22 protein-coding genes and 1 pseudogene are annotated in these 19,710 nt (G+C 34.4%); 18 read left to right on the top strand and 5 right to left on the bottom strand.

From position 1 onward, the window contains the following. The first annotated feature begins 370 nt into the window (after positions 1-370). The 4 genes from MHH37_RS11455 (at position 371) to MHH37_RS11440 (ending at position 4,553) form a co-directional block, all read left to right on the top strand. Positions 371-2,299, top strand: coding sequence for an MASE3 domain-containing protein (locus MHH37_RS11455; protein WP_342573071.1), 1,929 nt, complete (start codon positions 371-373; stop codon positions 2,297-2,299). Positions 2,300-2,754: 455 nt separating this feature from the next. Then, positions 2,755-3,063 carry a biotin transporter BioY gene (locus tag MHH37_RS11450; protein WP_239534675.1) on the top strand — a complete coding sequence of 103 codons (309 nt, stop codon included), beginning with the start codon at positions 2,755-2,757 and terminating at the stop codon, positions 3,061-3,063. Next, positions 3,063-4,061 carry a biotin synthase BioB gene (bioB, locus tag MHH37_RS11445; protein WP_008403925.1) on the top strand — a complete coding sequence of 333 codons (999 nt, stop codon included), beginning with the start codon at positions 3,063-3,065 and terminating at the stop codon, positions 4,059-4,061. Before MHH37_RS11450 ends, bioB begins: the two co-directional genes overlap by 1 nt. A 135-nt stretch (positions 4,062-4,196) precedes the next feature. Continuing rightward, positions 4,197-4,553: a cupin gene (locus MHH37_RS11440; RefSeq protein WP_342573065.1), complete on the top strand. Its 357-nt coding sequence runs from the start codon at positions 4,197-4,199 to the stop codon at positions 4,551-4,553. A gap of 48 nt (positions 4,554-4,601) precedes the next feature. On the opposite strand, the gene MHH37_RS11435 is transcribed toward MHH37_RS11440, so the two are convergent. Then, on the bottom strand, positions 4,602-4,787 hold the full coding sequence (locus MHH37_RS11435) for a hypothetical protein (RefSeq protein ID WP_342573063.1): 186 nt from the start codon (positions 4,785-4,787) through the stop codon (positions 4,602-4,604). A gap of 450 nt (positions 4,788-5,237) precedes the next feature. Here MHH37_RS11435 and MHH37_RS11430 point away from each other — a divergent pair, with 450 nt between their 5' ends. The 7 genes from MHH37_RS11430 to MHH37_RS11400 all read left to right on the top strand — a co-directional run bounded on the left by MHH37_RS11430 (position 5,238) and on the right by MHH37_RS11400 (position 9,795). Beyond that, positions 5,238-6,062: an inositol monophosphatase family protein gene (locus MHH37_RS11430; RefSeq protein ID WP_342573062.1), complete on the top strand. Its 825-nt coding sequence runs from the start codon at positions 5,238-5,240 to the stop codon at positions 6,060-6,062. 86 nt (positions 6,063-6,148) lie between these two features. Next, positions 6,149-6,730 (top strand): GNAT family N-acetyltransferase, encoded by a 582-nt coding sequence (locus tag MHH37_RS11425; RefSeq protein ID WP_342573060.1) that lies wholly within the window; start codon positions 6,149-6,151, stop codon positions 6,728-6,730. A gap of 6 nt (positions 6,731-6,736) precedes the next feature. Further along, positions 6,737-7,075, top strand: a complete 339-nt coding sequence (locus MHH37_RS11420; protein WP_342573058.1) for a hypothetical protein — start codon at positions 6,737-6,739, stop codon at positions 7,073-7,075. Positions 7,076-7,386: 311 nt separating this feature from the next. Further along, the gene (locus MHH37_RS11415; RefSeq protein WP_342573057.1) at positions 7,387-8,070 is read left to right on the top strand and encodes an HAD family hydrolase; all 684 of its coding nucleotides are present in this window, start codon (positions 7,387-7,389) and stop codon (positions 8,068-8,070) included. An 87-nt stretch (positions 8,071-8,157) separates the two neighbouring features. Then, entirely contained in the window at positions 8,158-8,652 is a 495-nt protein-coding gene (locus tag MHH37_RS11410; RefSeq protein ID WP_342573056.1) for a hypothetical protein, read from the top strand. A gap of 256 nt (positions 8,653-8,908) precedes the next feature. Next, a complete protein-coding gene (locus MHH37_RS11405; protein WP_342573055.1) occupies positions 8,909-9,316 on the top strand; it encodes a hypothetical protein in 408 nt (135 codons plus the stop codon). A 38-nt stretch (positions 9,317-9,354) separates the two neighbouring features. Next, entirely contained in the window at positions 9,355-9,795 is a 441-nt protein-coding gene (locus MHH37_RS11400) for an NUDIX domain-containing protein (RefSeq protein WP_342573053.1), read from the top strand. Positions 9,796-10,294: 499 nt separating this feature from the next. On the opposite strand, the gene MHH37_RS11395 is transcribed toward MHH37_RS11400, so the two are convergent. After that, on the bottom strand, positions 10,295-11,323 hold the full coding sequence (locus MHH37_RS11395; protein ID WP_342573051.1) for a PTS sugar transporter subunit IIC: 1,029 nt from the start codon (positions 11,321-11,323) through the stop codon (positions 10,295-10,297). Between the two features lie 1,032 nt (positions 11,324-12,355). On the opposite strand from MHH37_RS11395, the gene MHH37_RS11390 reads away from it, so the two are divergent. Further along, a complete protein-coding gene (locus MHH37_RS11390; RefSeq protein WP_342573050.1) occupies positions 12,356-12,901 on the top strand; it encodes a PadR family transcriptional regulator in 546 nt (181 codons plus the stop codon). 54 nt (positions 12,902-12,955) lie between these two features. Then, positions 12,956-13,720: a VOC family protein gene (locus tag MHH37_RS11385; RefSeq protein ID WP_342573048.1), complete on the top strand. Its 765-nt coding sequence runs from the start codon at positions 12,956-12,958 to the stop codon at positions 13,718-13,720. 208 nt (positions 13,721-13,928) lie between these two features. Here MHH37_RS11385 and MHH37_RS11380 read toward each other — a convergent pair whose 3' ends face one another. After that, positions 13,929-14,795 carry a DUF2785 domain-containing protein gene (locus tag MHH37_RS11380; RefSeq protein ID WP_342573046.1) on the bottom strand — a complete coding sequence of 289 codons (867 nt, stop codon included), beginning with the start codon at positions 14,793-14,795 and terminating at the stop codon, positions 13,929-13,931. 339 nt (positions 14,796-15,134) lie between these two features. Here MHH37_RS11380 and MHH37_RS11375 point away from each other — a divergent pair, with 339 nt between their 5' ends. The 3 genes and pseudogenes from MHH37_RS11375 (at position 15,135) to MHH37_RS11365 (ending at position 16,522) form a co-directional block, all read left to right on the top strand. Further along, a complete protein-coding gene (locus MHH37_RS11375; protein WP_342573045.1) occupies positions 15,135-15,581 on the top strand; it encodes a GNAT family N-acetyltransferase in 447 nt (148 codons plus the stop codon). A 198-nt stretch (positions 15,582-15,779) separates the two neighbouring features. Beyond that, positions 15,780-16,193, top strand: a pseudogene (locus MHH37_RS11370) (serine hydrolase domain-containing protein); the annotation flags it as partial. Between the two features lie 65 nt (positions 16,194-16,258). Beyond that, positions 16,259-16,522 carry a GNAT family N-acetyltransferase gene (locus MHH37_RS11365; RefSeq protein WP_342573043.1) on the top strand — a complete coding sequence of 88 codons (264 nt, stop codon included), beginning with the start codon at positions 16,259-16,261 and terminating at the stop codon, positions 16,520-16,522. Positions 16,523-16,794: 272 nt separating this feature from the next. Here MHH37_RS11365 and MHH37_RS11360 read toward each other — a convergent pair whose 3' ends face one another. Next, a complete protein-coding gene (locus MHH37_RS11360) occupies positions 16,795-17,253 on the bottom strand; it encodes a hypothetical protein (RefSeq protein ID WP_342573042.1) in 459 nt (152 codons plus the stop codon). 383 nt (positions 17,254-17,636) lie between these two features. Between MHH37_RS11360 and MHH37_RS11355 the strand changes: the two genes are divergently transcribed. After that, complete coding sequence (locus tag MHH37_RS11355; protein ID WP_014823690.1) at positions 17,637-17,918, top strand: hypothetical protein; 282 nt, start codon at positions 17,637-17,639, stop codon at positions 17,916-17,918. A 227-nt stretch (positions 17,919-18,145) separates the two neighbouring features. Here MHH37_RS11355 and MHH37_RS11350 read toward each other — a convergent pair whose 3' ends face one another. Next, positions 18,146-18,496 (bottom strand): hypothetical protein, encoded by a 351-nt coding sequence (locus MHH37_RS11350; RefSeq protein WP_342573039.1) that lies wholly within the window; start codon positions 18,494-18,496, stop codon positions 18,146-18,148. A gap of 194 nt (positions 18,497-18,690) precedes the next feature. Between MHH37_RS11350 and MHH37_RS11345 the strand changes: the two genes are divergently transcribed. Then, positions 18,691-19,230 (top strand): GNAT family N-acetyltransferase, encoded by a 540-nt coding sequence (locus MHH37_RS11345; RefSeq protein WP_342573037.1) that lies wholly within the window; start codon positions 18,691-18,693, stop codon positions 19,228-19,230. Positions 19,231-19,710: the final 480 nt, after the last annotated feature.

Raw genomic sequence — 19,710 nt, 5'->3', positions numbered from 1 at the left:
GAATTACTTTAAAATCTACCTTCAACAATCTGGCATTTTTCTTAAATAAGAAAAGTGCTTTATTCAATTATAGGGTCATATCTGGAAGGAGCGAATTACCGCCGGTAGAATTCATTCCAAAGGAGAAGCGGGCTGATGTCTCGTTTACAGCGTATTATGCCTTGCAGAAAGGAGAATGATATATCTATGAAAATATATCCATTTTCTTCTTTTTCCATATTATTTTCCCTGCAAAGCGTAGTATAATAGATTAATTAATGCGAACAAACGTTCAACAATTGCGGTATCACGAATTCGTTTAGGCAATGCCGGTCTAGATTATACAAAGAAAATTATAATGAATCGCTTTCCCAAAAAATGGAGGACAACTATGATTGCCTTTTTTCAAAGTTTGACACTGTCTACAAGATTACTTGTGCTAATTTCTGTCTTCTTTTTTACCGCCCTGAATCTGCAGGTCGATTTTTTTACGACGCTCTATGAGCCAATTCGCGCCAACCATGTAGCGATTCACAGCATTCTTGAGGTGGCTAGCATTTTTGTGGCGCTCGCCATTGCGCTTCATGGCTGGATTTCCTTTAGGGAAACGATGTCGGCAAACTGGCTGATGTTTTCGGCGATGTTTGTGGCGGTGGCGGTGCTGGATGCACTGCATACAGTCTCTTTTGAAGGGATGCCGTATTTTATAATTGACAGCAATTCGTTGGTGGCTGCTTGGTTCTGGATTGCTGCACGCTTGACTGAGAGCATCATTTTCTTGGTTGTCGTACTTTTTCCATTAAAAAGCAGAGTGAAGCTATTTGTTCGAAATTACGTTTATCTGCTTGCACTATTGTATGCAGCGTCTGTGGCCTTCTTCATTTTTAAATATTATGCGGACCTGCCGCTTCTTATCGGGGAAAGGGGTCCAACGTCATTGAAGAACGGCTTTGAATATGTGACGATGATTATTCATGCTGCGGTGCTGATTAAAGTGATGTCGAGCAAATTTGACATGAATTTCAGGGACTTTTCCTTTGCTTCGTTTTACTTGATCCTGTCTTCATGGCTTTTTACTTCCTACGAGGCTATAACGGAATATCGGAATATGGCTGGGCATGTTTTTAAAGTACTGGGTTATTACTATTTGCTGAAGCATATATATCACCGTAAAATTGAAAAACCTTATACAGATCTGCATAATTTGAGTGCAAGGCATAAACTTTTACTGAATTCGGTGGCCGAGGGAATCTATGGAATCGACAAGGAAGGCAAGGTGACATTCATCAACGACTCTGCTAAAAAGATGCTGGGCTACAGGCAGGAGGAAATTGTGGGGTTGGATTTGCATGATCTCATTCACTGTACCTCCGATGGCCACTGCTTATCAAAAACGGCTTGCCTCGCATGGCAAACGTCCTATGACGGAAAGTCGCGCATCTCAAAGGACCAATTTTTCCAGCATAGGGATGGACATGTGTTCCCTATATCGATGAAAACAGAGCCGATGCTTGAAAATGGAGAGCAGAGGGGGACGGTCATCACTTTTTACGATCTTTCTCGGGAATTGGCTTTTGATGAATTGCAGCGGGAGAAAAAGGAAATAGATCTGGAGCTGCAGCTGGCCGTTAAACTCCAGGAATCGCTCAGTATGCAGCAACGTAAATGGAAGCTGCTCGAAGATGTTGGTGCGGTGAGCGTTCCTTATCGTACACTGAATGGCGATTTTTACAGCATCGTGCCGCAGGGAGATTTGCTGATGATGGCTATTGCCGATATTTCAGGTAAAGGTGTTCCGGCAGCTATACAAAAATCGATGATGGTCTATGCGCTGGAGGATTTCAATAGCCGCTATGAGGAGCCGCATGATGTGCTGACCAGTATGAACAGCTTTGTACATGACTATACGAGCGACTATTCCTTTGTCACATTGACGATGGCGAACTACAATAAGGCAACCCGGCTTTTTTCCTATTCGACCGGTGGGCATGAGCCGATTATATGGTACAAGGCTGGCATCGATGAATTTATTAACTTGCACACGAGAAACCCTGCGCTTGGCATTATGGCGAACAGCATCTATACGACACACAGTGTGGAGCTTGAGCCAAATGACCTCATTATCCTTTATACAGACGGGGTGACCGAGTGCAAGGAAGACGATGCATCCGATGGGATCGACTTGCTGCATAGAGCAGTAATGAAAGCCGACCTTTCGCTGCCAGGGGAATTGCTCGCCAAGCAAGTGTTAGAGAGGGTAAACGAACTGAGGCCATCGGATATTCATGATGACCAAACCATTCTTATATTGAAGGCTTGACCAGGTGCTGTTGCGTGCCTGGTTTTTTTCTTTATTGGAATAATAGTGCAACGTAAAAGCGGATAAGGCTTGTTTCACCGGTGGAGGAATGGCCACGATATTTGAAGAATCAGGGCTGATTTAAGAACTACGAGGGGGTATTCATATCGAAATTCAATCGACTTAGATTTTTAAGATCTCTGTCCGGATTTATAATTCGGGCTAACTTTTTATTGTTAATAATATTATAGACTGAAGCTTTTGCATTAATTAAATGAAGTTACCCCGCTACCATCTCATTCGAATGAGTGTTGTAATCCAGAAATGATTATAGAATCTCAAAATCTAGTGGACCCGAATAGAAACCTCTCATTTATGTTGTATTTTCAAAATTTATTTACAAAGATAGATTTTATGTGTTAACCTAATTTTGTGCTTGGTTAACGTAAAAGAGAGGTAGTAATGCTGCTAAATTTTTGGATTGTCGGTACAGATACCGATTAGCAACGGTAGAAGCACCGACAAAAAACCATTTTATCGGCGCAAACATTGTGGGATTATTTCTGATTTATGCAGTTGCTGTACCGTACTTGTATGTGTCATTAAATTTTTGGCTAGATGTAAAAGCCAGCTGGTCACATATTTTGGTAGTAGGTTTCTTAAATAGTATTGTAGCGGATTTTTGCTTATCACTACTTGCTGCTCTATTAGCACAGCGACTGTATCCAGTATTCCAAACTGCACGAACATTAAAAATTGTCAGAGTAGAAAAGGAGCATATTTAATGAATTGGTTACAATTGGCGCAAGAGGTTATTGGAGGTAAAGTACTTAATAATGAAGAGGCACTAGCAATTTTAAATAGTGAGGATGATGAGCTATTAAAATTGATGGATGGGGCTTTCGCTATCCGCAAGCATTATTACGGTAAAAAAGTAAAGCTGAATATGATTATGAATGCGAAGAGTGGCTATTGTCCTGAGGATTGTGGCTATTGCTCACAGTCTTCAAAATCAACGGCACCGATTGAAAAATATCCTTTTATTACAAAGGATGAGATTCTAGAAGGGGCAAAGCGTGCATTTGAAAACAAGATTGGTACATATTGTATCGTAGCAAGTGGACGTGGCCCAACACGGAAAGATGTGAATACAGTAAGTGAAGCGGTGACAGAAATAAAAGATAAATATGGTTTAAAGGTATGTGCATGTTTAGGAATATTAAAGGAAGAGCAGGCGCAGCAATTAAAAGAGGCCGGTGTCGACCGTTATAATCATAATTTAAATACATCCGAGCGCCACCATTCGTACATTACAACATCACATACGTATGAAGATCGTGTAAATACTGTGGAAATTGCTAAAAAGCATGGTATTTCACCTTGCTCTGGAGCGATTATTGGTATGAAGGAAACAAAAGAGGATGTAGTGGATATTGCAAGAGCGCTAAACAAATTAGACGCAGATTCCATTCCGGTCAATTTCCTGAATGCAATTGATGGTACAAAGTTAGAAGGTACGAAGGAGTTAAATCCTCGCTATTGCCTAAAAGTATTAGCGCTATTTCGCTATATGAATCCTACGAAGGAAATTCGTATTTCAGGTGGTCGTGAGGTGAATCTTGGTTCACTTCAACCACTGGGCATGTATGCAGCCAACAGTATTTTTGTTGGCGACTATTTAACGACAGAAGGGCAAGAAGCAAATAGAGATTATCGTATGTTAGAGGATTTAGGCTTTGAAATTGAGCTATCCAAAAAGCAGGAAGAGGTATTTTGTTCCTGACTTTAATTAGAACCGATTTTTGCTATACGAAAATGAATAATGAAAAGCACAGTGTCCGATCCTTGATTAGGTTCATAGCTAAAAGTTCTTTAGAACCCCCCGCATAGCAGGGGGGTTCGTTCTTGGAGGTACATAATGGAGTTTTATAAAATTAGTAAAGATAGTGGTAAGAAGATTTTTCATTTTAATTCAAATTTTATAATGTCTCGAGTTATTCAAACAGATAAAACAACCAATATTGGATGTATGCACTTAGAGGAAGGTGGCGTTATAGGATATCATCAAGCAGTAGTCCCCCAACTTTTATTAGTAATAGCAGGAGAAGGGTATGTACGTAACGATAAAGATGAGTATTTTAGGGTTCAATCTGGAGATGCGGTGTTTTGGGAAAAAGATGAATGGTATGAAACTAAATCAGATAAAGGCTTAACTGCTATTGTAATTGAAAGTGTTGAGCTAAATCCTTCCTTATTTATGCCCTTAAAGAAATAAGGTGTTATGAAATCGCTTTGAAATTACTGCAATACGAATAGACTCTAGTCAGTAGCTCCAGAGGGGACGTTCTCCTGAAATATCTTCTACTTCTTTAATAAAATCTAATAAACTAGCTAACCCATCAAAATCATATTTCACTTTAAAGCTTTTCTTGTAGGGCTTCTTTCTTTGCAAATATGCTTGAACCTGACTTTCACCTTTAGCTAAATCCAGACCAATGACTGGATTCATTATAATTCCTCCTTCAAAATGATAATTACCGGTAACCCCTAAATCCTCTTTGTAGTGTCATAGCTTTGCTTGTTATACGAGATCAATGTCCCAACCAGCCTCAAACATGTTTCTACAAGTAGGGGGTGAACTGTTTTGCGGACAAGCTCTTAGCCCCACGGGCGCGAACGTTCTACCCCGGCTACCGTTATCATATATCGATATAAAAAATGGTCAACCAGAAATATTTTCTGGCTGACCTAATAATACGATCGGGCGCGATTCTTCAATAAGAAAATCGCGTTTTTCCGTTATAGGGCCAGATTGTGGAGTAAGGTCTAACACAAATTAGTTGTATTCAAGATTTATAACTTTAAAGGAAATTAATAACTTTTGTAGAATGAAATAAATTGGTGAGAAGCCAGTAAAGGGGAAATATAGAAGATTTAAACATGAATAATGGAGGTACATATGGAAGAAATATTAAATAAAGCTAGAATAGTAGCGAGTAAGGTAGTAGTTGAAGCAGGGAATATAGCAAAAGAACGTTTTGATAAATTTACTAATTTGGAAGAGAAAGATGATTATGGGGATTTAATTACTGAAGTTGACCTTTTAGCAGAAGAGTTAATATTGAACGAATTAACCAGTGTTTTCCCTCAACATAAAATACATAGTGAAGAAGCAGGCGATAATGGCATAGAAAGTGATTGGTTATGGCAAGTAGACCCATTAGACGGTACTAATAATTTTGCTATTGGATTACCGGTATTTTCTTCTTCTATAACGCTTTTGTATAAACACGAGCCAGTTCTTGGAGTTATTTACGAACCTTTGGTAAATAGGTTATTTATATCTAGTTTGAACGATGGTGCATACTGTAATGATGTACAATTAAAAATTAAAAAGAAAGATTATCCTAAAAAATTTACTATTGCTTGGATACAGGGTCACAGAGTTCAGAATGAAGAAAAAGCTGTGAAATTACGACAATATATCGATGTAAATTGTAAAAGGATGATGAGGCTCTGGGCTCCAACGCTGCAATGGTGTATGCTTGCTAAGGGTGATATAGACGGAATTATCCTTTATAATTCTGAAGGCGATGACTTGTATTCTGGCGTACTTATGGTAAAAGAAGCTGGAGGAATTGTAATTGACTTTCAAGGAAATGACTTTACAGGAATGAGCAATGAACCTTATCTAATTGCTTGCCATCCAGATAATAAAGATTATTTCTTAAATATGGTAAGTGAAGGATTAAGTCATACTAAAACATTAATTGATATTGTCTAAAAATAGATAATAAATTCTAGATTAAAGAAGGAGTACTTTCTAGTATTTTCTAATGGGAATATTAACAATTTTAAGAAGGTGTGAATATGATCATATCCCAAGGAACACCGAAAATAGAAACCAAACGTCTAATTCTTAGAAGGATAGAGTACATTGATGTTCAAAGTGTCTTTGATAATTGGATTTCAGATGAACGGGTGACTAACAATAGAGTTAATGCAGCCCACAAGTCTATTTCGGAAACAGCTGAAAGAGTAGCCAAGATTATTAGTGGATATAAAACCGAGGAATTTTGTTATTGGGGAATTGAATTGAAAGAAAGTCATGAACTATTTGGAGAAATCGACTTATATAATTTTGATAAATCTACTGGAAATTGTGAGGTGAGTTATTCTATTGGATACAAATGGTGGAACCAATGTTATGGTACGGAAGCTTTAACGGCTATTGTAGATTTTAGTTTTAGATGCATGAACATACATAAAATTACTGCGGCACATAATACAGATAATCCTTCTTCTGGAAAAATAATGAGCAAAGTAGGAATGGTACAAGAAGGAATAATTAAACATATGATACGTAATTCAAAAAATCAATATAAGGACTGTGCTATATGGGGGATTCTTCAAGAAGATTACCTTAATGATAAGGTTAATTTTGGAAGGTGAAATAATATGAAAAAAGAACGAATAGCGAATGCATTGTCTAAATCTTGGTCTGTAGAATCAAGTACAAAATGGAGTCAAGATAATCCCGCGGCGGGGCAATGTGGAGTTACTGCATTAGTTGTAAATGATATGTTGGGCGGTGAAATAAACAAAACAAAACTAGCTGATGGGTGGCATTTTTATAATGTTATTAATAACAAAAGATATGATTTCACAGCTTCTCAATTTAGAGAGGAATTTTTATATATGGACATTCCCTCAAATAGAAAAGAAGCATATGCAGATACTAATGAAAATCAGTACACCAATTTAAAACAAAAAGTTTTAGATTCCTTATACAAGTAAAGGTTCTTTTCTTGAATAGGGAATACGTCAAATTACTCTCCTCGCCTAATCTTATTAGTACTAGCCATATTAATACTCAACAAAATGGCGCGATTCTTGGAAAGGAATTGCGCTTTCTTCAGTTAAAGTGGCTGATTGTTGAATAAGGTTTTTGGAGAAATCAGGAGAATTCATATTTTAAATAATTTATAAAGTTAGTTTATTATTAGTTCAAATTAAAGTGCTGGAGTATATTGGAAGTAATTGGTATGGTATGTGATTAATGGGATATTGGTTGAAGGTTCTATATATTTTGGAAGGAATGATTATCAATGGGTTATAAAGCAGTAGTATTTGATTTAGATGATACCCTTCTTAATAGGGATAATGCTATAGATAATATGTTTCTTATCATTTTAGAAAAGTGTTATGTTGATGTAAAGAATTCTGAAAGAAATCAAATGTTACAGAAATTCAAAGAGTATGATCGAAGAGACTATGGTAAAAGTAATAAAACAAGAGTCTTTGTATCTTTTTTTAATGAATTTCCGCCAAAATATAGATTGCCAATTAATGATATTCAAGATTTTTGGAATTATAATTTCCCGAATTGTTTTTCAATAAATCAAAGCACTATAAATATGGTAAATACTATAAAGCAACGAGCTAAAGTAGCAATTATAACAAATGGGACAACTCAGAGGCAGAGAGCTAAAATAAATAATACTAAACTAAATAGTTATTTTGAAACAGTAATCATTTCAGAAGAAGTGGGATTTAGCAAACCAGATAAACAAATTTTTGAATTAGCATTAAATAGTCTTAATATGCATCCTGAAGAAGTATTATTTGTTGGAGATGACTTAGAAAAGGATATTAGGGGATGTCAAAGTGCTAATATAAAGGGTATTTGGTACAATCCGTTAATGGAAAAGAATCTGACAACTATAAAACCATTTGCAGAAATCAATTCAATTGATAGTTTATTAAGTTATTTTACTTCAGAATCTGATTAGCTAATAGAAGCAGATACTATTCAGCAATCGGACGTGTTTTTAGAGTAACGTAAAATTTAGCTTTATACAGATAAAGGAGCAACAAGTATGGTTAGAGAGAAGCTTAAAATTCTTTATAATAGTATGGAATGGGTTGGATTTTCAACAAGTCAGCCATGGAGAGCTTATAATGTAAAATTTAATAAATACTTCAATTATCCTGAAAAGGATATACGGGCTGGAACACTTCTTGCTTTTTATGGTATGTTGCAGCAGTGGATAGATGATTCCAGTTTTGTATTTGGATTTTATGATGATCAAAAAGATGCGATTTTCAGCTTTGAGGAATATATACTAGATTTTCTAAATTACGCAGATGAAATAGCTGAAGAATTTCCCGGTATATATGGTTCAATTGGGTATGCTTTAAAGGAGTTAGATAATGAAATAAGATTTGAAGCAAGATTTCCATCAATTGATCCAGCAATTTTTGAGGAAATGAGAAAGGCTTTGTACACGGATAAGGTATTAAGTGGAGAAGGGGAATCAAAATTCTATGAAGATGCGTTCAAGGAAGTTGGCTTAGGGAGAGAATATATGTAATTCTGTCCAGAAGGAAGGTTCCTAATGAAAAGCTCAAGAATGTTGCTTTATAGCATTATTGAGCTATTATTCTTGTTGAAATATCGAGGGTCACAAAAAACAATATTCAACAATCTGGCGCGATTCTTCCAAAAGTAGACCGCTTTTTTCCGGTATAGGGCCACATTGTTGAATAACGTCCTTATTAAGCGAGAAAATACACTTAAACTAAAGCAACAGGTTAATTTAAGAAGATTTTAAGGATATAGGTGATTAAATGAAATCCAATTATAATTTAAAAGACCCTTCAAAAAAATATATTGATGTTGTAAAGCAAGCTAATTCTTTGTACGGTTTGTTTTCGAGGAAAAAAAAATTAAGAGCGGTAGAGTTTTTTAAGAGTAAATTAAATGACGAAGATTTCGAAGTAGAAGAATTAGCTAGTGGATTTATATTCATAGGCTATTTATATCAAGAAATCAAAGATTATGAATCTGCAGCATTTTACTTTAATAAAGGTTACAGCTTAGGTAAAGATGTTCAATTCCCTTATAACTCTCGTTTAAAAAAAGTATTAAAAACTTTTCTAAAAACAAGTCGAAAAGATTTATATGATTATTGGCGTTCAGATTTTTTAAAGCGAAGTCATTACGATAAAAAATTTAACAAATTAATGGACGCGTAAATTTTCTTTTTAAACTAATAAATTTCAGGGGGTATTTTATGTTTGTAGTAAATGTAGAAGGGGCAATTCGTCGCAATGAGAAATGGCTTTTAATCCGCAGAAGTGAAAAGGAGGAGCATGCTGGTGGAGGTCTCTCATTAGTAGGAGGAAAGTGTGAAATTGAAGGTGATTCGTCTGATATTCTGGAAAGAACATTAAAACGAGAAGTTTTTGAAGAAGTAGGTAGCGAAATTACAGGCATTAAATATGTAAATAGCTCCTCCTTCGTTACAGAATCAGGAATAAATGTAATCGATATCGTTTTCCTATGTCATCATAAATCTGGAGAACCTTACGCTAAAAGTACTGAAGAAGTGGATGAAGTTATTTGGATGACAACATCAGAGGTTTTTGCACATACGGAACTACCTTTATTTCTAAAAGAAAACATTAAATTTGCAGAGAAAATATTACAAGATAATATGCAGGTGAAATATTAGTTATACATATTACATAATAGGGCGCGATTCTTCAATAAGAAGATTTGCTTTTTTCCGTTATAGGGCCATATTGTTGAATGAGATCTTTTTGGGAAAATCCAGGCATAGGGTAGGAAATTTTATGAAAATAAAAAACCCATAAACCTTAATATACCAAGGTTCCCAAGCAATTATAATAATGGTCTTGCTAAGTCAAGAATTTTAGAACCTCACCTTGTCGAAAGCATAAGGCCAAATTAAGCTAGTTCAGCTCAGTTAAATAAGTTTGCGAAACATTAATTAACAAGGTTTTCATAAATTATAAAATCAACTGAATTAAATAAAAAAAGCTAAAAAAGTAATTCTGTGAGCATTTTAGTAAGCAAGTGATCTTTGAATTCCACTAACGAGGGTATTAATCCAAGAAGGATTAATACCCTTTTAATGTACGAAATGTGAAAAAAGAGAAGATAGTTCTGTTACAAAAAGATTATAAAGATCTGTGTCAAAAATTTAAAGATTATTGAATTTCCATACGTAAATCCCCAGTCTTAGCTAGTCCTCTAGCTTTTAGTAAATGATAAACAGTAAGAGAAATGACAGCTGGTAAAATGACACCTAATACAATATACATCATTAGAACAATCACACCTTGGTTAGCAAGAATATTTAAAGGTGCAATAAATGAGTTTAGACCAAGTCCCGCTAATGCATAAGGGACTTCAAAGTGAAACATTAGTATTGCGATTGGCGCACAAATGACGGAAGATAGAAATGGCCCTATAACAAGAAGCGGGTTTTTTACGAGATTTGGCACTTGTACTTTTGGTGTTAAAAATGATTGGGCAATATTGGCGCCTAAATCGTTTTGTTTAAAAGACATCGCCGTAAATCCGGCAAACTGAGCCGTACATCCGATTAGTGCAGCGGCACTCGAAACTGGGTCAAGTTGTAAGGCAATGGCAATTGCTGCTGAAGAGGCCGGAGACATTAGGAAAATACTCCAGACTAGTGCGATAACTATGGACCCTATCACAGGAGATCCTGAAACAGAGTTTGCGATAAATCTACTTAACTGTTCCAAAAGTGGGGTAGTCACTGCTGCTAATCCTACACCTGCGACACCTCCGATAAATATAGATGAAAATGGAATAGCAAGCATATCTAACTTCGTTCTACCAGCAATTCGTTTCCCAACCCAGACAGCAATAATGGTAGCTAACACGGCACTTATCGGTTGTCCTGTAGTAAGAATCCAGGATCCTTCCGCATTCATATGTAGGGCATTTGCACCGATCGTACTAGATGCCATCGCACTGAAAATCACTAATGTATTTCCACCTAGTTGATAAGCGATACCAGCACCGATTGCAGGCGCAAGCATAAGTTGCGCTGCCTTACCGATAGTTGTAAAGCCTTCCCAACCAGTAAAAGTTCCGAACGTCTCAATCAGAAGGCCAATACCTAATGTGACAAGAACTGCGTTTGCAAGCCCTTGAGAACCCTTATACATCCGCTCAACAATATATTGTTTTGTCGTTTGTTTCATTTCTTAATACCTCCGAATATATAATGTTAGATATATTGTGAATTTTCTAAAAATAAAAAGCCTCGAAAGAATATGTAGCTTACGAATAGAAATAAGCTTTGTTTAATTCCTTTCAAGTTGTAAATTGTTATAATATTAATATAATTTCTGAAAGCGGTCAATACTATTTTGGTATAAGAGTGAGTGAGAGAAAGACAAACAAAGATCTTATGATATCTTAGGTTTAATGAAGATAATGATTTAGCGAATATTTTTGATAAATCACTGGAAAAAAACTTGTGAGCAATTTGTAAGCATTGGACAATAATTCGAGGTTTAGTACACGAGTTGCTCCAAAAAAAAGCTCGCAAACATTGATATAACAATATTTATGAGCTTACTAAAATATTGGTCTCGACAAGTCTCGAACTTGCGACTGCCACCTTGTCGAATTTATCCGGCTAATAAACCGAGTTAAATTAAAATCAATTAAGTTAAATAAGCCTGATATAATAAGGTTTTTGAGAGAGGATAATTTAATTCAGTTAAATAAAATAAGCACAAAAAAATAATTCTGCGGACAAAAGAGTAAACAAGTGATTTGTATTACTCTTTTTTTGTTATTCTGTATTAACTGTAATATAGTTTTATGTATATATAGGTAGGGGTCTCTGTATGAGCTAATACTAATTTAAAATCAGATGGCTTTTTAAGGGAAGTAAAGGTTCAAATATAATCAAGTTCTGTAAAATCATTATTTTTGAAAGGATAAAAGTACTCAAATTTGACCTTTGCTTTATTCAACAATCGGGCCATATTGTGGAATAACAATTTTATTTAAACGGATTATTTGTGTGAATATTAACAGAAGTTTGAAACAGTCCAACATTTTTTGAACTACTAAATATCCAATAAAGCAGCACTGATTTACTAATGAATAAATAAGAATGATTCTTATAATGGTTCTTTCGGAATGTAAAAGAATTGGGAGTGTTGACATTTTCAGTAATTTTATATGATAATATATTCAACGTTGAATATAGGAGCGATAAAATGATTAAGTTATTGGTGCTAGAGCTGTTAAATCGACGCCCCATGTCAGGTTATGAGATGAAACAAATACTTGAAAATACTGATGCCAAACGGTGGAGTGGTGTATTACCTGGTTCGATTTATAATGCAATCAAGAAAATGGAAAAGGAAGGATATATCATCATTTCAAGCATTGAAATGACAGGCAATCGGCAACGTTCTGAATTCAAAATTACCCAAAAGGGTAAAGATTATCAACAATCACTTATAAAAGATGCCCTATCCTCACCCGTTCTTTACAATGGTGATTTATATTCAGGGATTGGTTTTGCGTATCAATTAGATCATCAGTCTGCGATTTCTATACTTAAGAACAATATGAGCGCTTTAAACAAAGAAAAAAAAGAAATTATTGCTGGAAAGAAACAGAAAGAAATTGCGACTAACGGCGAGTTATCTGAACTATCCTCAATTGTGATCAATCACATGATAAAAACAATTGAATTGCAGAGTCAGTTGATTGAAAGTGTTATTGGTGTAATAAAAAAAGAAAATAACTCCGATTAAATCGGTTTTATTTTTAACAATATATTCAATGTTGACTATATAAGGAGGAACTATATGGAACAGGTTTCTAAAATAAATCCATTTTCTATCGACCATATTGTGGTAAATGTCGATGAGAAATATCAAAAAAATATTCAATTTATTGAGGAAGTTAATCGGTTAGGATTACCTTATATACCCTCAAAAGGTAAAGGAAATAAAGGATTCAAAGCCTCTAATTTATGGATAGGAGATGAATATTTCGAGTTTATCTATATTAAATCGAAAGATGGCGGTGGCTGGATCAAAGACTGGGTTGATAAGTATAATTCTGGTCACAGAGGTGTCATTGGACTATTTCTCAAAACAAATAATATTGAAAAAACTACTGAGTTATTGAAAAGTTTTGGCATATCAAATCCTGAAAGAATAAGTTTTCCTTTTTTCTTTAAACTAATTAATTTTTCTGCTAAGTGGCAAAATGCATATCTCCCGTATTTTGACGAAGTACCATTTCAATTAGGTTTTCAGCAAGTCGATACTCCACAAATTGAAGAGAAAATGCGTAAGCGAATGGTACCAAATAGTAAAGCTAATGGTATAGATGGAATAAAATCAGTCCAATTTTTCGGCCCGTTTACAAGTCGAGACTTCGAATGGTTAAAAAATGTGTTCTACTGCATTAAAGAAGATACCAATCAACTTAATATTCCACTTAAAAATGATCAGTCAATACATTTTTATATTAGCGAGACTATAGAAACACGCGTGTTACTTAATTCTAAGGGTAAAGTATTAACTCCTTTACTGATAGAAAACCTAAGAATACTGAATTTTTGAGATTGATATGTCCTTTCGGAAAAGGAGAAAATCCAAAACACGCTTTGTGAATGTTTTATGAGAATACAAAATTCGAAAAAACGATATTCCACAATCTGGCGCTTTAATGAAGCACGCATTTAGTATTGTTAAGTTGGAGTCTTTAAGTAGATATACATGCCAGACAATCCCTCAGTTAATCATAGCTTTTGGGATTGTCCGTTCTCCTTTAGTTGATAGAAAACCTGTTTAATTGTGCCTCAGTATCAAGCATAACAGTGTTAAGCTCATTCCCTCGGCTTTCTTGTCTCCTTCTGAAATAAAGACTGCGTAAAAAATTTTTGGAATTTACACGAGCCACCACCTGACTGCGACTTCTCGGGAAATTGCAGCATTGTGCTAAACTGTTCACCCAATCAGTCAAATCTTGATGTGGAAGTAAAACTTTGTCTATCATCGTATCCACGATGTTGACCAACCGCTCATCATCTTCATCACAAAAAATATGTTTACCATTTTGAAGCATGCCAGAAATAGCGTCAAGAACCTCTCGTAGCATTGGGACGCTACTCTCCTCACACTGCACTAACTCGACAAAAACATCCGCACCGTGAGAAGCGCTGTGAGCCCAGCCTCCTATTGTAATGTAACCTCGCAGATCCTTCTCTTCTTTATAATAACGGAGCATTACATGCATTAATTGTTCAATTTCCGATTGCTTTAAAAATTGATTCTGTCTGTGTCGTTGCACAATCAAGGCGATAGGCAATGCAGAGAACGATCTTGTAAAAACTGACTGGTCCTCCACGCTGCCAATATTATAGAACAAATGATTTTCATCAGTCAGAACAGTTAAGAGACTACGCAACTCCTCACCATTAAACCTCTTCTCTTCTTTGATCCACATATAAAACATCGGATAAATCAGGTTATCCCGCAATTCTGGCTGAGGATCACCAATGTATTGAAGTAACAAAGGTAAGAAGTCTTGATGTTGCTCACCTTCGCGTAACTGATACTTATCCTTCTCAATTCTTTGCAAATCTAACATCAATTTGGTTCTCATATCCTCAGAAGTTCTTACACTTTTAGACATAAAAGCACCCCCTTTAGAGAATTATAATCTAAAGGGATAATAATTTGAATTTTTTACAAATATTATGATTAATTCAAATCTACATTTGAAGAAAACTTTATAGGTGTGCTATCTAGTTATTTTACTTCAGAATCTAATTAGCTAATAGAAGCAGATACTAATCAGCAATCGGGCGAGATTCTTCAATAAGGAAATCGCGTTTTTCCGTTATAGGGCCATTTAATGGAGTAAGGATTTCTGAACTGAAGGTGAAAAAATAACAAAATTAACAATAACAAAATTAACAATTTTTTCTATCTATAAAGTGTATAATTTAAGCTAATAGGGGAGGGAATTCAGATGGAAATATATCAAGCTACGATTGAGGATTTAGAAGGAGTATCAAATTTATTTAATTTGTACCGTGTGTTTTACCAACAAACATCGGATTTAGAAGGCGCTAAGGCTTATATAAAGGAACGTTTAGAAAACGAGGATTCTGTGATATTCGTTGTTAAAAATAAAAAAGATTATGTAGGTTTTACTCAACTTTATCCTACATTTTCCTCAATATCTATGAAAAGAGCATGGATACTGAATGACTTGTATGTAGATGCAGAAGCCAGAAAACAAGGAATAGGAGAAATGCTCTTACAAAAAGTAAAAGATTTCGCTACTGAAACAGGTGCTAAAAACATTAGTCTAAGTACAGCACCAGATAATTATTCTGCTCAAAGACTATATGAAAAAAATGGATATATACGAGATTCACAATTTTATCAATATGAATTAAGTTTAGCTAAATAATCGTCTAATCGCTTATTCAATAATCGGGCGCAATTCTTGAAAAAGGAATTGTGTTTTTTTTCAGTAATAGGGACATTTTTTGAATGACACTCAATACTTAAATTATCGAAGCAGTTTAGTAGAAGAAGGATATAGAATAATTAGTACAGAAAATAAAAATAAGCTAATTGGTAAATGTCGGAAATAAGGTGAGTAATATTGAAGAAACTTGAAAAATTAATTACTTGGGTTGAAGATATTAAAGTAAAAAATAGGAGTAGTGCGTCATCATTATATATTCTAAAGGATAACAGAGTCATACTAGATTATTATAATGGTTATCATTCTAATTCTGATAAGGCAGATCCAATCACGTCTTCCTCTCAATTTAACATAGCTTCTGCAAGAAAAAGCTATCTTGGATTAGTGATTGCTTATGCTCTCTATGAAGGTAAAATCAAAAGCCTTGATGACTATGCAGTTGATTATTTTGATGGAATAGATGAAAAATTGCTTGGAAAAACAACAATAAGACATTTAGTAACTCATTCACACGGTTTACACGAAAGAAAAGATGGCACTATTTTTAGAGAGTTTGAACCAGGTCGAAGCTGGTCATATAGGGGAATAAATGAATGATAATGGTGAAGTAGTGATTGGGTATTACACACAATTTTGACCATCAAGGAAATGGTTTTATGACAGAAGCTGTTACTAATTTGAAAAATTGGTTGTTAAAACAGGCAAATGTTATTTATGTTATTGCTGATACGGAAAAAGATAATATTGGATCACACAGAGTGTTAGAAAAAACTGGTGCCGAAATATATAAAGAAACTGAAGAATTATTTTTTGGAGATTTTTTACAAGTTAATCCTGCTATTTTCCAAATTATAATTAAATGTTCGTCAATTAAAAGGTGTTGTACCTTCTTTAAAAAAGAAGTTTATTTTTTTCAGTAATAGGGCCATATTGTTGAATAACAAAAGGTGCTGATTAATACAATAAGAAACTTGCTATACAAGTTTTTATACAAATTAAGAACAAACTCAGCAAGTATAAACACCGTTCCATCTAGGGTTTGCATCATCTGTATAAAATGCTGCACAACCTAATGACAAAAGGGCACGAAACGTTGATTTAACAACGTTTCGTGCCTTTTTTATGTGCCCCCAAACTTTAATTTGGGAACGTTATTTTGTATGAAGTATACCAAAATGAATAACCTACTATATTAAAAATCTATATCTTGAGGTATTTTCAAAAAATTAATATCTTCACTATCCACCCAATGGTATACTTCTATTTTTAGAGTAGTGCCTAGGTTACCATCAACTTGATTCTTAGTGTAAATATACTCAATACGTATAAGTTTTCCGTTCGGTTTATAATATGGAGTTATATCTTGTTTATGCCAACCTCTATCTGAAAGTGGGAAAAGTACATTCTCCTCTAAACAATTATTATGCTTACATGTATACCAATCAAAATTATTTTCAGTAGCAATTTTCAAAAATCCGCTCTCAGAGCTTTCTTCCTCCAAAATACGAATAACCTCTTTTGAAGTGAGTGACTCGAATGGTGGAGATGGATAATGCCAGTAATTACTGAAAAAGATCCAAATAAATATTGATAAAGCAATAGCTAAAATAAGTGATTTGCTGTCTTCAATTATTTTTATTTTCTTTTGCAATATTCCATCCTCCTGTTCAGTAGTGAAAGAATGTTATAAGGTTTTCCGTTCTAAAAGATCTTCCTCAATCGAGTGCGTCGCTGCCGTGGATGGCGACGTATTCTTAGTCAGTTTTCATTCTTGTATCTGAATAGAATTATGTACTACTAATTATCCCAAAAATAAATTTAAATTCATTACGATCTTTCTTTTTCAATTTTATACCTTCTTTTAAGTCAACTATTAAAACGTTTTGCTTTATCCAAATTCTAATATAAATTGATTGGAAATGTATTGGTCCTTTGATACCTTTTTCTTCATATTCTGAACTCAATGTAAATGGATGATTATGTTAAAATAATTAGAAGTAGCGAAATACTAAAATTTCCTCTGGAGTGAGAATAATGAAAAAATCAAAATGGGCAAAAGGCATAACATTTATAATTATTGTTTTACTAATTGTTTTATATTGGAATATTGATTCTAGCGAAAAAAATCAAACTGACTGGCTGCTACCAATAATATCTATAAGTGAAGCCTTACTAATAGTAAATATCGCACTTTTGATACAATGGCAAAGAAATTATGAAAAGGATAACTCATGGTCCTATGAATTTATTATTTTTGTACTTTCCCTAAGTATTGGTGCATTAGCCTGGGTTTCAGGTCTCTTAATTAATTTTTAAAACATATAAAAAAGTACGAGAGGTTGAATATAAAATTGGACAAACTAACAAAATACATTATTGCAATCGCATTGGTCATTTTAGCTATAAATAGTTTCTTTATATCTTCATATTTAAAAAATATTGTAGAATTAATGGCAGGTCTAGTTAATTCACACTAAAAAAATCTTACTTGGGGGGACACAAACTTTACGAAAAAAAAGCCCTAAACATTGTTTAGGTGCTTTTTAATTGAAGTAGATAGTCATTATTATTAGATATACATGTGCAACAATTAACAAAATTAAAGTAATTATTCCTATCCACTTTATCAATTTAATATTATTATTGGAATACATAATGAATGCGATATATACCACTATCGCCAGCAATGCGATAGGCAAATGATAAAACCAAATACCACCAAACAGTAGTAATTTTGTCAATGGAATGCTTAGAAGTAAAGATAAAAAACCACCTAATACATAACTTAGCGTTCTTGAGAACTTCTTATAAATTAAATTATAAAAAATAAAGCCACCAATAGCACTAATGATTACCGCTAACATAAACATATATATAATAGTTAAATAGATCATTAAAATGCCCCCTACAATTTCATATTACCATAATTGTTCGATATATTCGTAAACTTGTCTGTAGTTATTCATCCAACAATCGGGCGCGTTTATGGAGTAACCCAGGTATGTTTGTGAAGCAATGTACTTAAACTAACGGGGCAGGTTATGCAACAGATGCAGCGAATTAATATTTTCGGAAGTAGGGAAGAAAAATGATTGAATTAAGAAAAATTACCCACGATAATTTTGAGGCAGTGTTGAAGTTAAGCATAACAGACGAGCAGAAAGGAAATGTCGATTCCAGTATATATTGTTTGGCTAAAGCCTATGTAAAGTTACTCAACGATGAAAAACCTCCTATGATTTTCGCTATATGCAACTATGATGAAGTCATAGGATATGTCGATATTGGATTTTTCGAACTGGCGGAAAGTGCATTTTTATGTGAAAAATATGGAGATAAATCTACTTATGGACTTAATCGCTTTATGATTGATAAAAAGCATCAAGGCAAAGGATTTGGCAAACAATCAATGATAAAAGTTATTGATTACATAAAGTCGTTTCCACAAGGAAAAGCCGATGCAGTTGCTACATCATATTGGATGGTAAACGAAGTCGCTCGGAAGTTGTTTGGGTCTGTCGGTTTCGTTGAAACAGGAGCGATATGGGACGGACAAACAGGGGATAATTGGAATGCAGAAAGAAAAGATATAGAGTATGCAGAAGTAGGTGCCAGACTCGGATTATAAAGCTAACCTGTCTAGGATTAAAGGTATATAATTTACTTACAGAGGGCTTAAAACATAAACAAATAGCGAATGAGTTAAACCTTACAGCAGCTAGGGTTTCACAAATTATGAAGGGGATTCGCGAAAAAAAGTTAAATGGTGTGTGCCCTCTGATAAATAACGATAAGAGATTTGCTATCAAGTTTTTATATAAATTAAAGAAAAAGTCCAGCAAGTACAAACACCATTCGCAAACAATTTCCGAACACTATATAAATCTTGATTCTTTGGATGTAGATGATTACATCTAATAAACTAATTTAGATTTAGTTAAGCGGGTGTGTCTAATTAGTGGAAAGTAAAGTGAATTGCTTCATACTTAAGTCATAATAATCGTAAAATAAAAAAGCTGCTTAGTGCTGGAACACTAAACAGTCGGTAGCAAATAAGGCAATTGACAGGACTAGTAAATCACCCTGGTGTAAGGTAGAGAGGGTGTTT

The sequence above is a fragment of the Solibacillus sp. FSL K6-1781 genome, from assembly GCF_038630735.1.
GTDB lineage: Bacteria > Bacillota > Bacilli > Bacillales_A > Planococcaceae > Solibacillus > Solibacillus silvestris.
This window is presented reverse-complemented; position numbering and strand designations above follow the sequence as displayed.

Coding starts and splice junctions, on each gene's coding strand:
- bioB (WP_008403925.1), top strand. CDS start 3,063: ATGAATTGGTTACAATTGGCGCAAGAGGTTATTGGAGGTAAAGTACTT.
- MHH37_RS11455 (WP_342573071.1), top strand. CDS start 371: ATGATTGCCTTTTTTCAAAGTTTGACACTGTCTACAAGATTACTTGTG.
- MHH37_RS11355 (WP_014823690.1), top strand. CDS start 17,637: ATGAAAAAATCAAAATGGGCAAAAGGCATAACATTTATAATTATTGTT.
- MHH37_RS11410 (WP_342573056.1), top strand. CDS start 8,158: ATGGTTAGAGAGAAGCTTAAAATTCTTTATAATAGTATGGAATGGGTT.
- MHH37_RS11350 (WP_342573039.1), bottom strand. CDS start 18,496: ATGATCTATTTAACTATTATATATATGTTTATGTTAGCGGTAATCATT.
- MHH37_RS11425 (WP_342573060.1), top strand. CDS start 6,149: ATGATCATATCCCAAGGAACACCGAAAATAGAAACCAAACGTCTAATT.
- MHH37_RS11435 (WP_342573063.1), bottom strand. CDS start 4,787: ATGAATCCAGTCATTGGTCTGGATTTAGCTAAAGGTGAAAGTCAGGTT.
- MHH37_RS11440 (WP_342573065.1), top strand. CDS start 4,197: ATGGAGTTTTATAAAATTAGTAAAGATAGTGGTAAGAAGATTTTTCAT.
- MHH37_RS11365 (WP_342573043.1), top strand. CDS start 16,259: ATGACAGAAGCTGTTACTAATTTGAAAAATTGGTTGTTAAAACAGGCA.
- MHH37_RS11405 (WP_342573055.1), top strand. CDS start 8,909: ATGAAATCCAATTATAATTTAAAAGACCCTTCAAAAAAATATATTGAT.
- MHH37_RS11375 (WP_342573045.1), top strand. CDS start 15,135: ATGGAAATATATCAAGCTACGATTGAGGATTTAGAAGGAGTATCAAAT.
- MHH37_RS11420 (WP_342573058.1), top strand. CDS start 6,737: ATGAAAAAAGAACGAATAGCGAATGCATTGTCTAAATCTTGGTCTGTA.
- MHH37_RS11345 (WP_342573037.1), top strand. CDS start 18,691: ATGATTGAATTAAGAAAAATTACCCACGATAATTTTGAGGCAGTGTTG.
- MHH37_RS11430 (WP_342573062.1), top strand. CDS start 5,238: ATGGAAGAAATATTAAATAAAGCTAGAATAGTAGCGAGTAAGGTAGTA.
- MHH37_RS11390 (WP_342573050.1), top strand. CDS start 12,356: ATGATTAAGTTATTGGTGCTAGAGCTGTTAAATCGACGCCCCATGTCA.
- MHH37_RS11400 (WP_342573053.1), top strand. CDS start 9,355: ATGTTTGTAGTAAATGTAGAAGGGGCAATTCGTCGCAATGAGAAATGG.
- MHH37_RS11385 (WP_342573048.1), top strand. CDS start 12,956: ATGGAACAGGTTTCTAAAATAAATCCATTTTCTATCGACCATATTGTG.
- MHH37_RS11415 (WP_342573057.1), top strand. CDS start 7,387: ATGGGTTATAAAGCAGTAGTATTTGATTTAGATGATACCCTTCTTAAT.
- MHH37_RS11395 (WP_342573051.1), bottom strand. CDS start 11,323: ATGAAACAAACGACAAAACAATATATTGTTGAGCGGATGTATAAGGGT.
- MHH37_RS11380 (WP_342573046.1), bottom strand. CDS start 14,795: ATGTCTAAAAGTGTAAGAACTTCTGAGGATATGAGAACCAAATTGATG.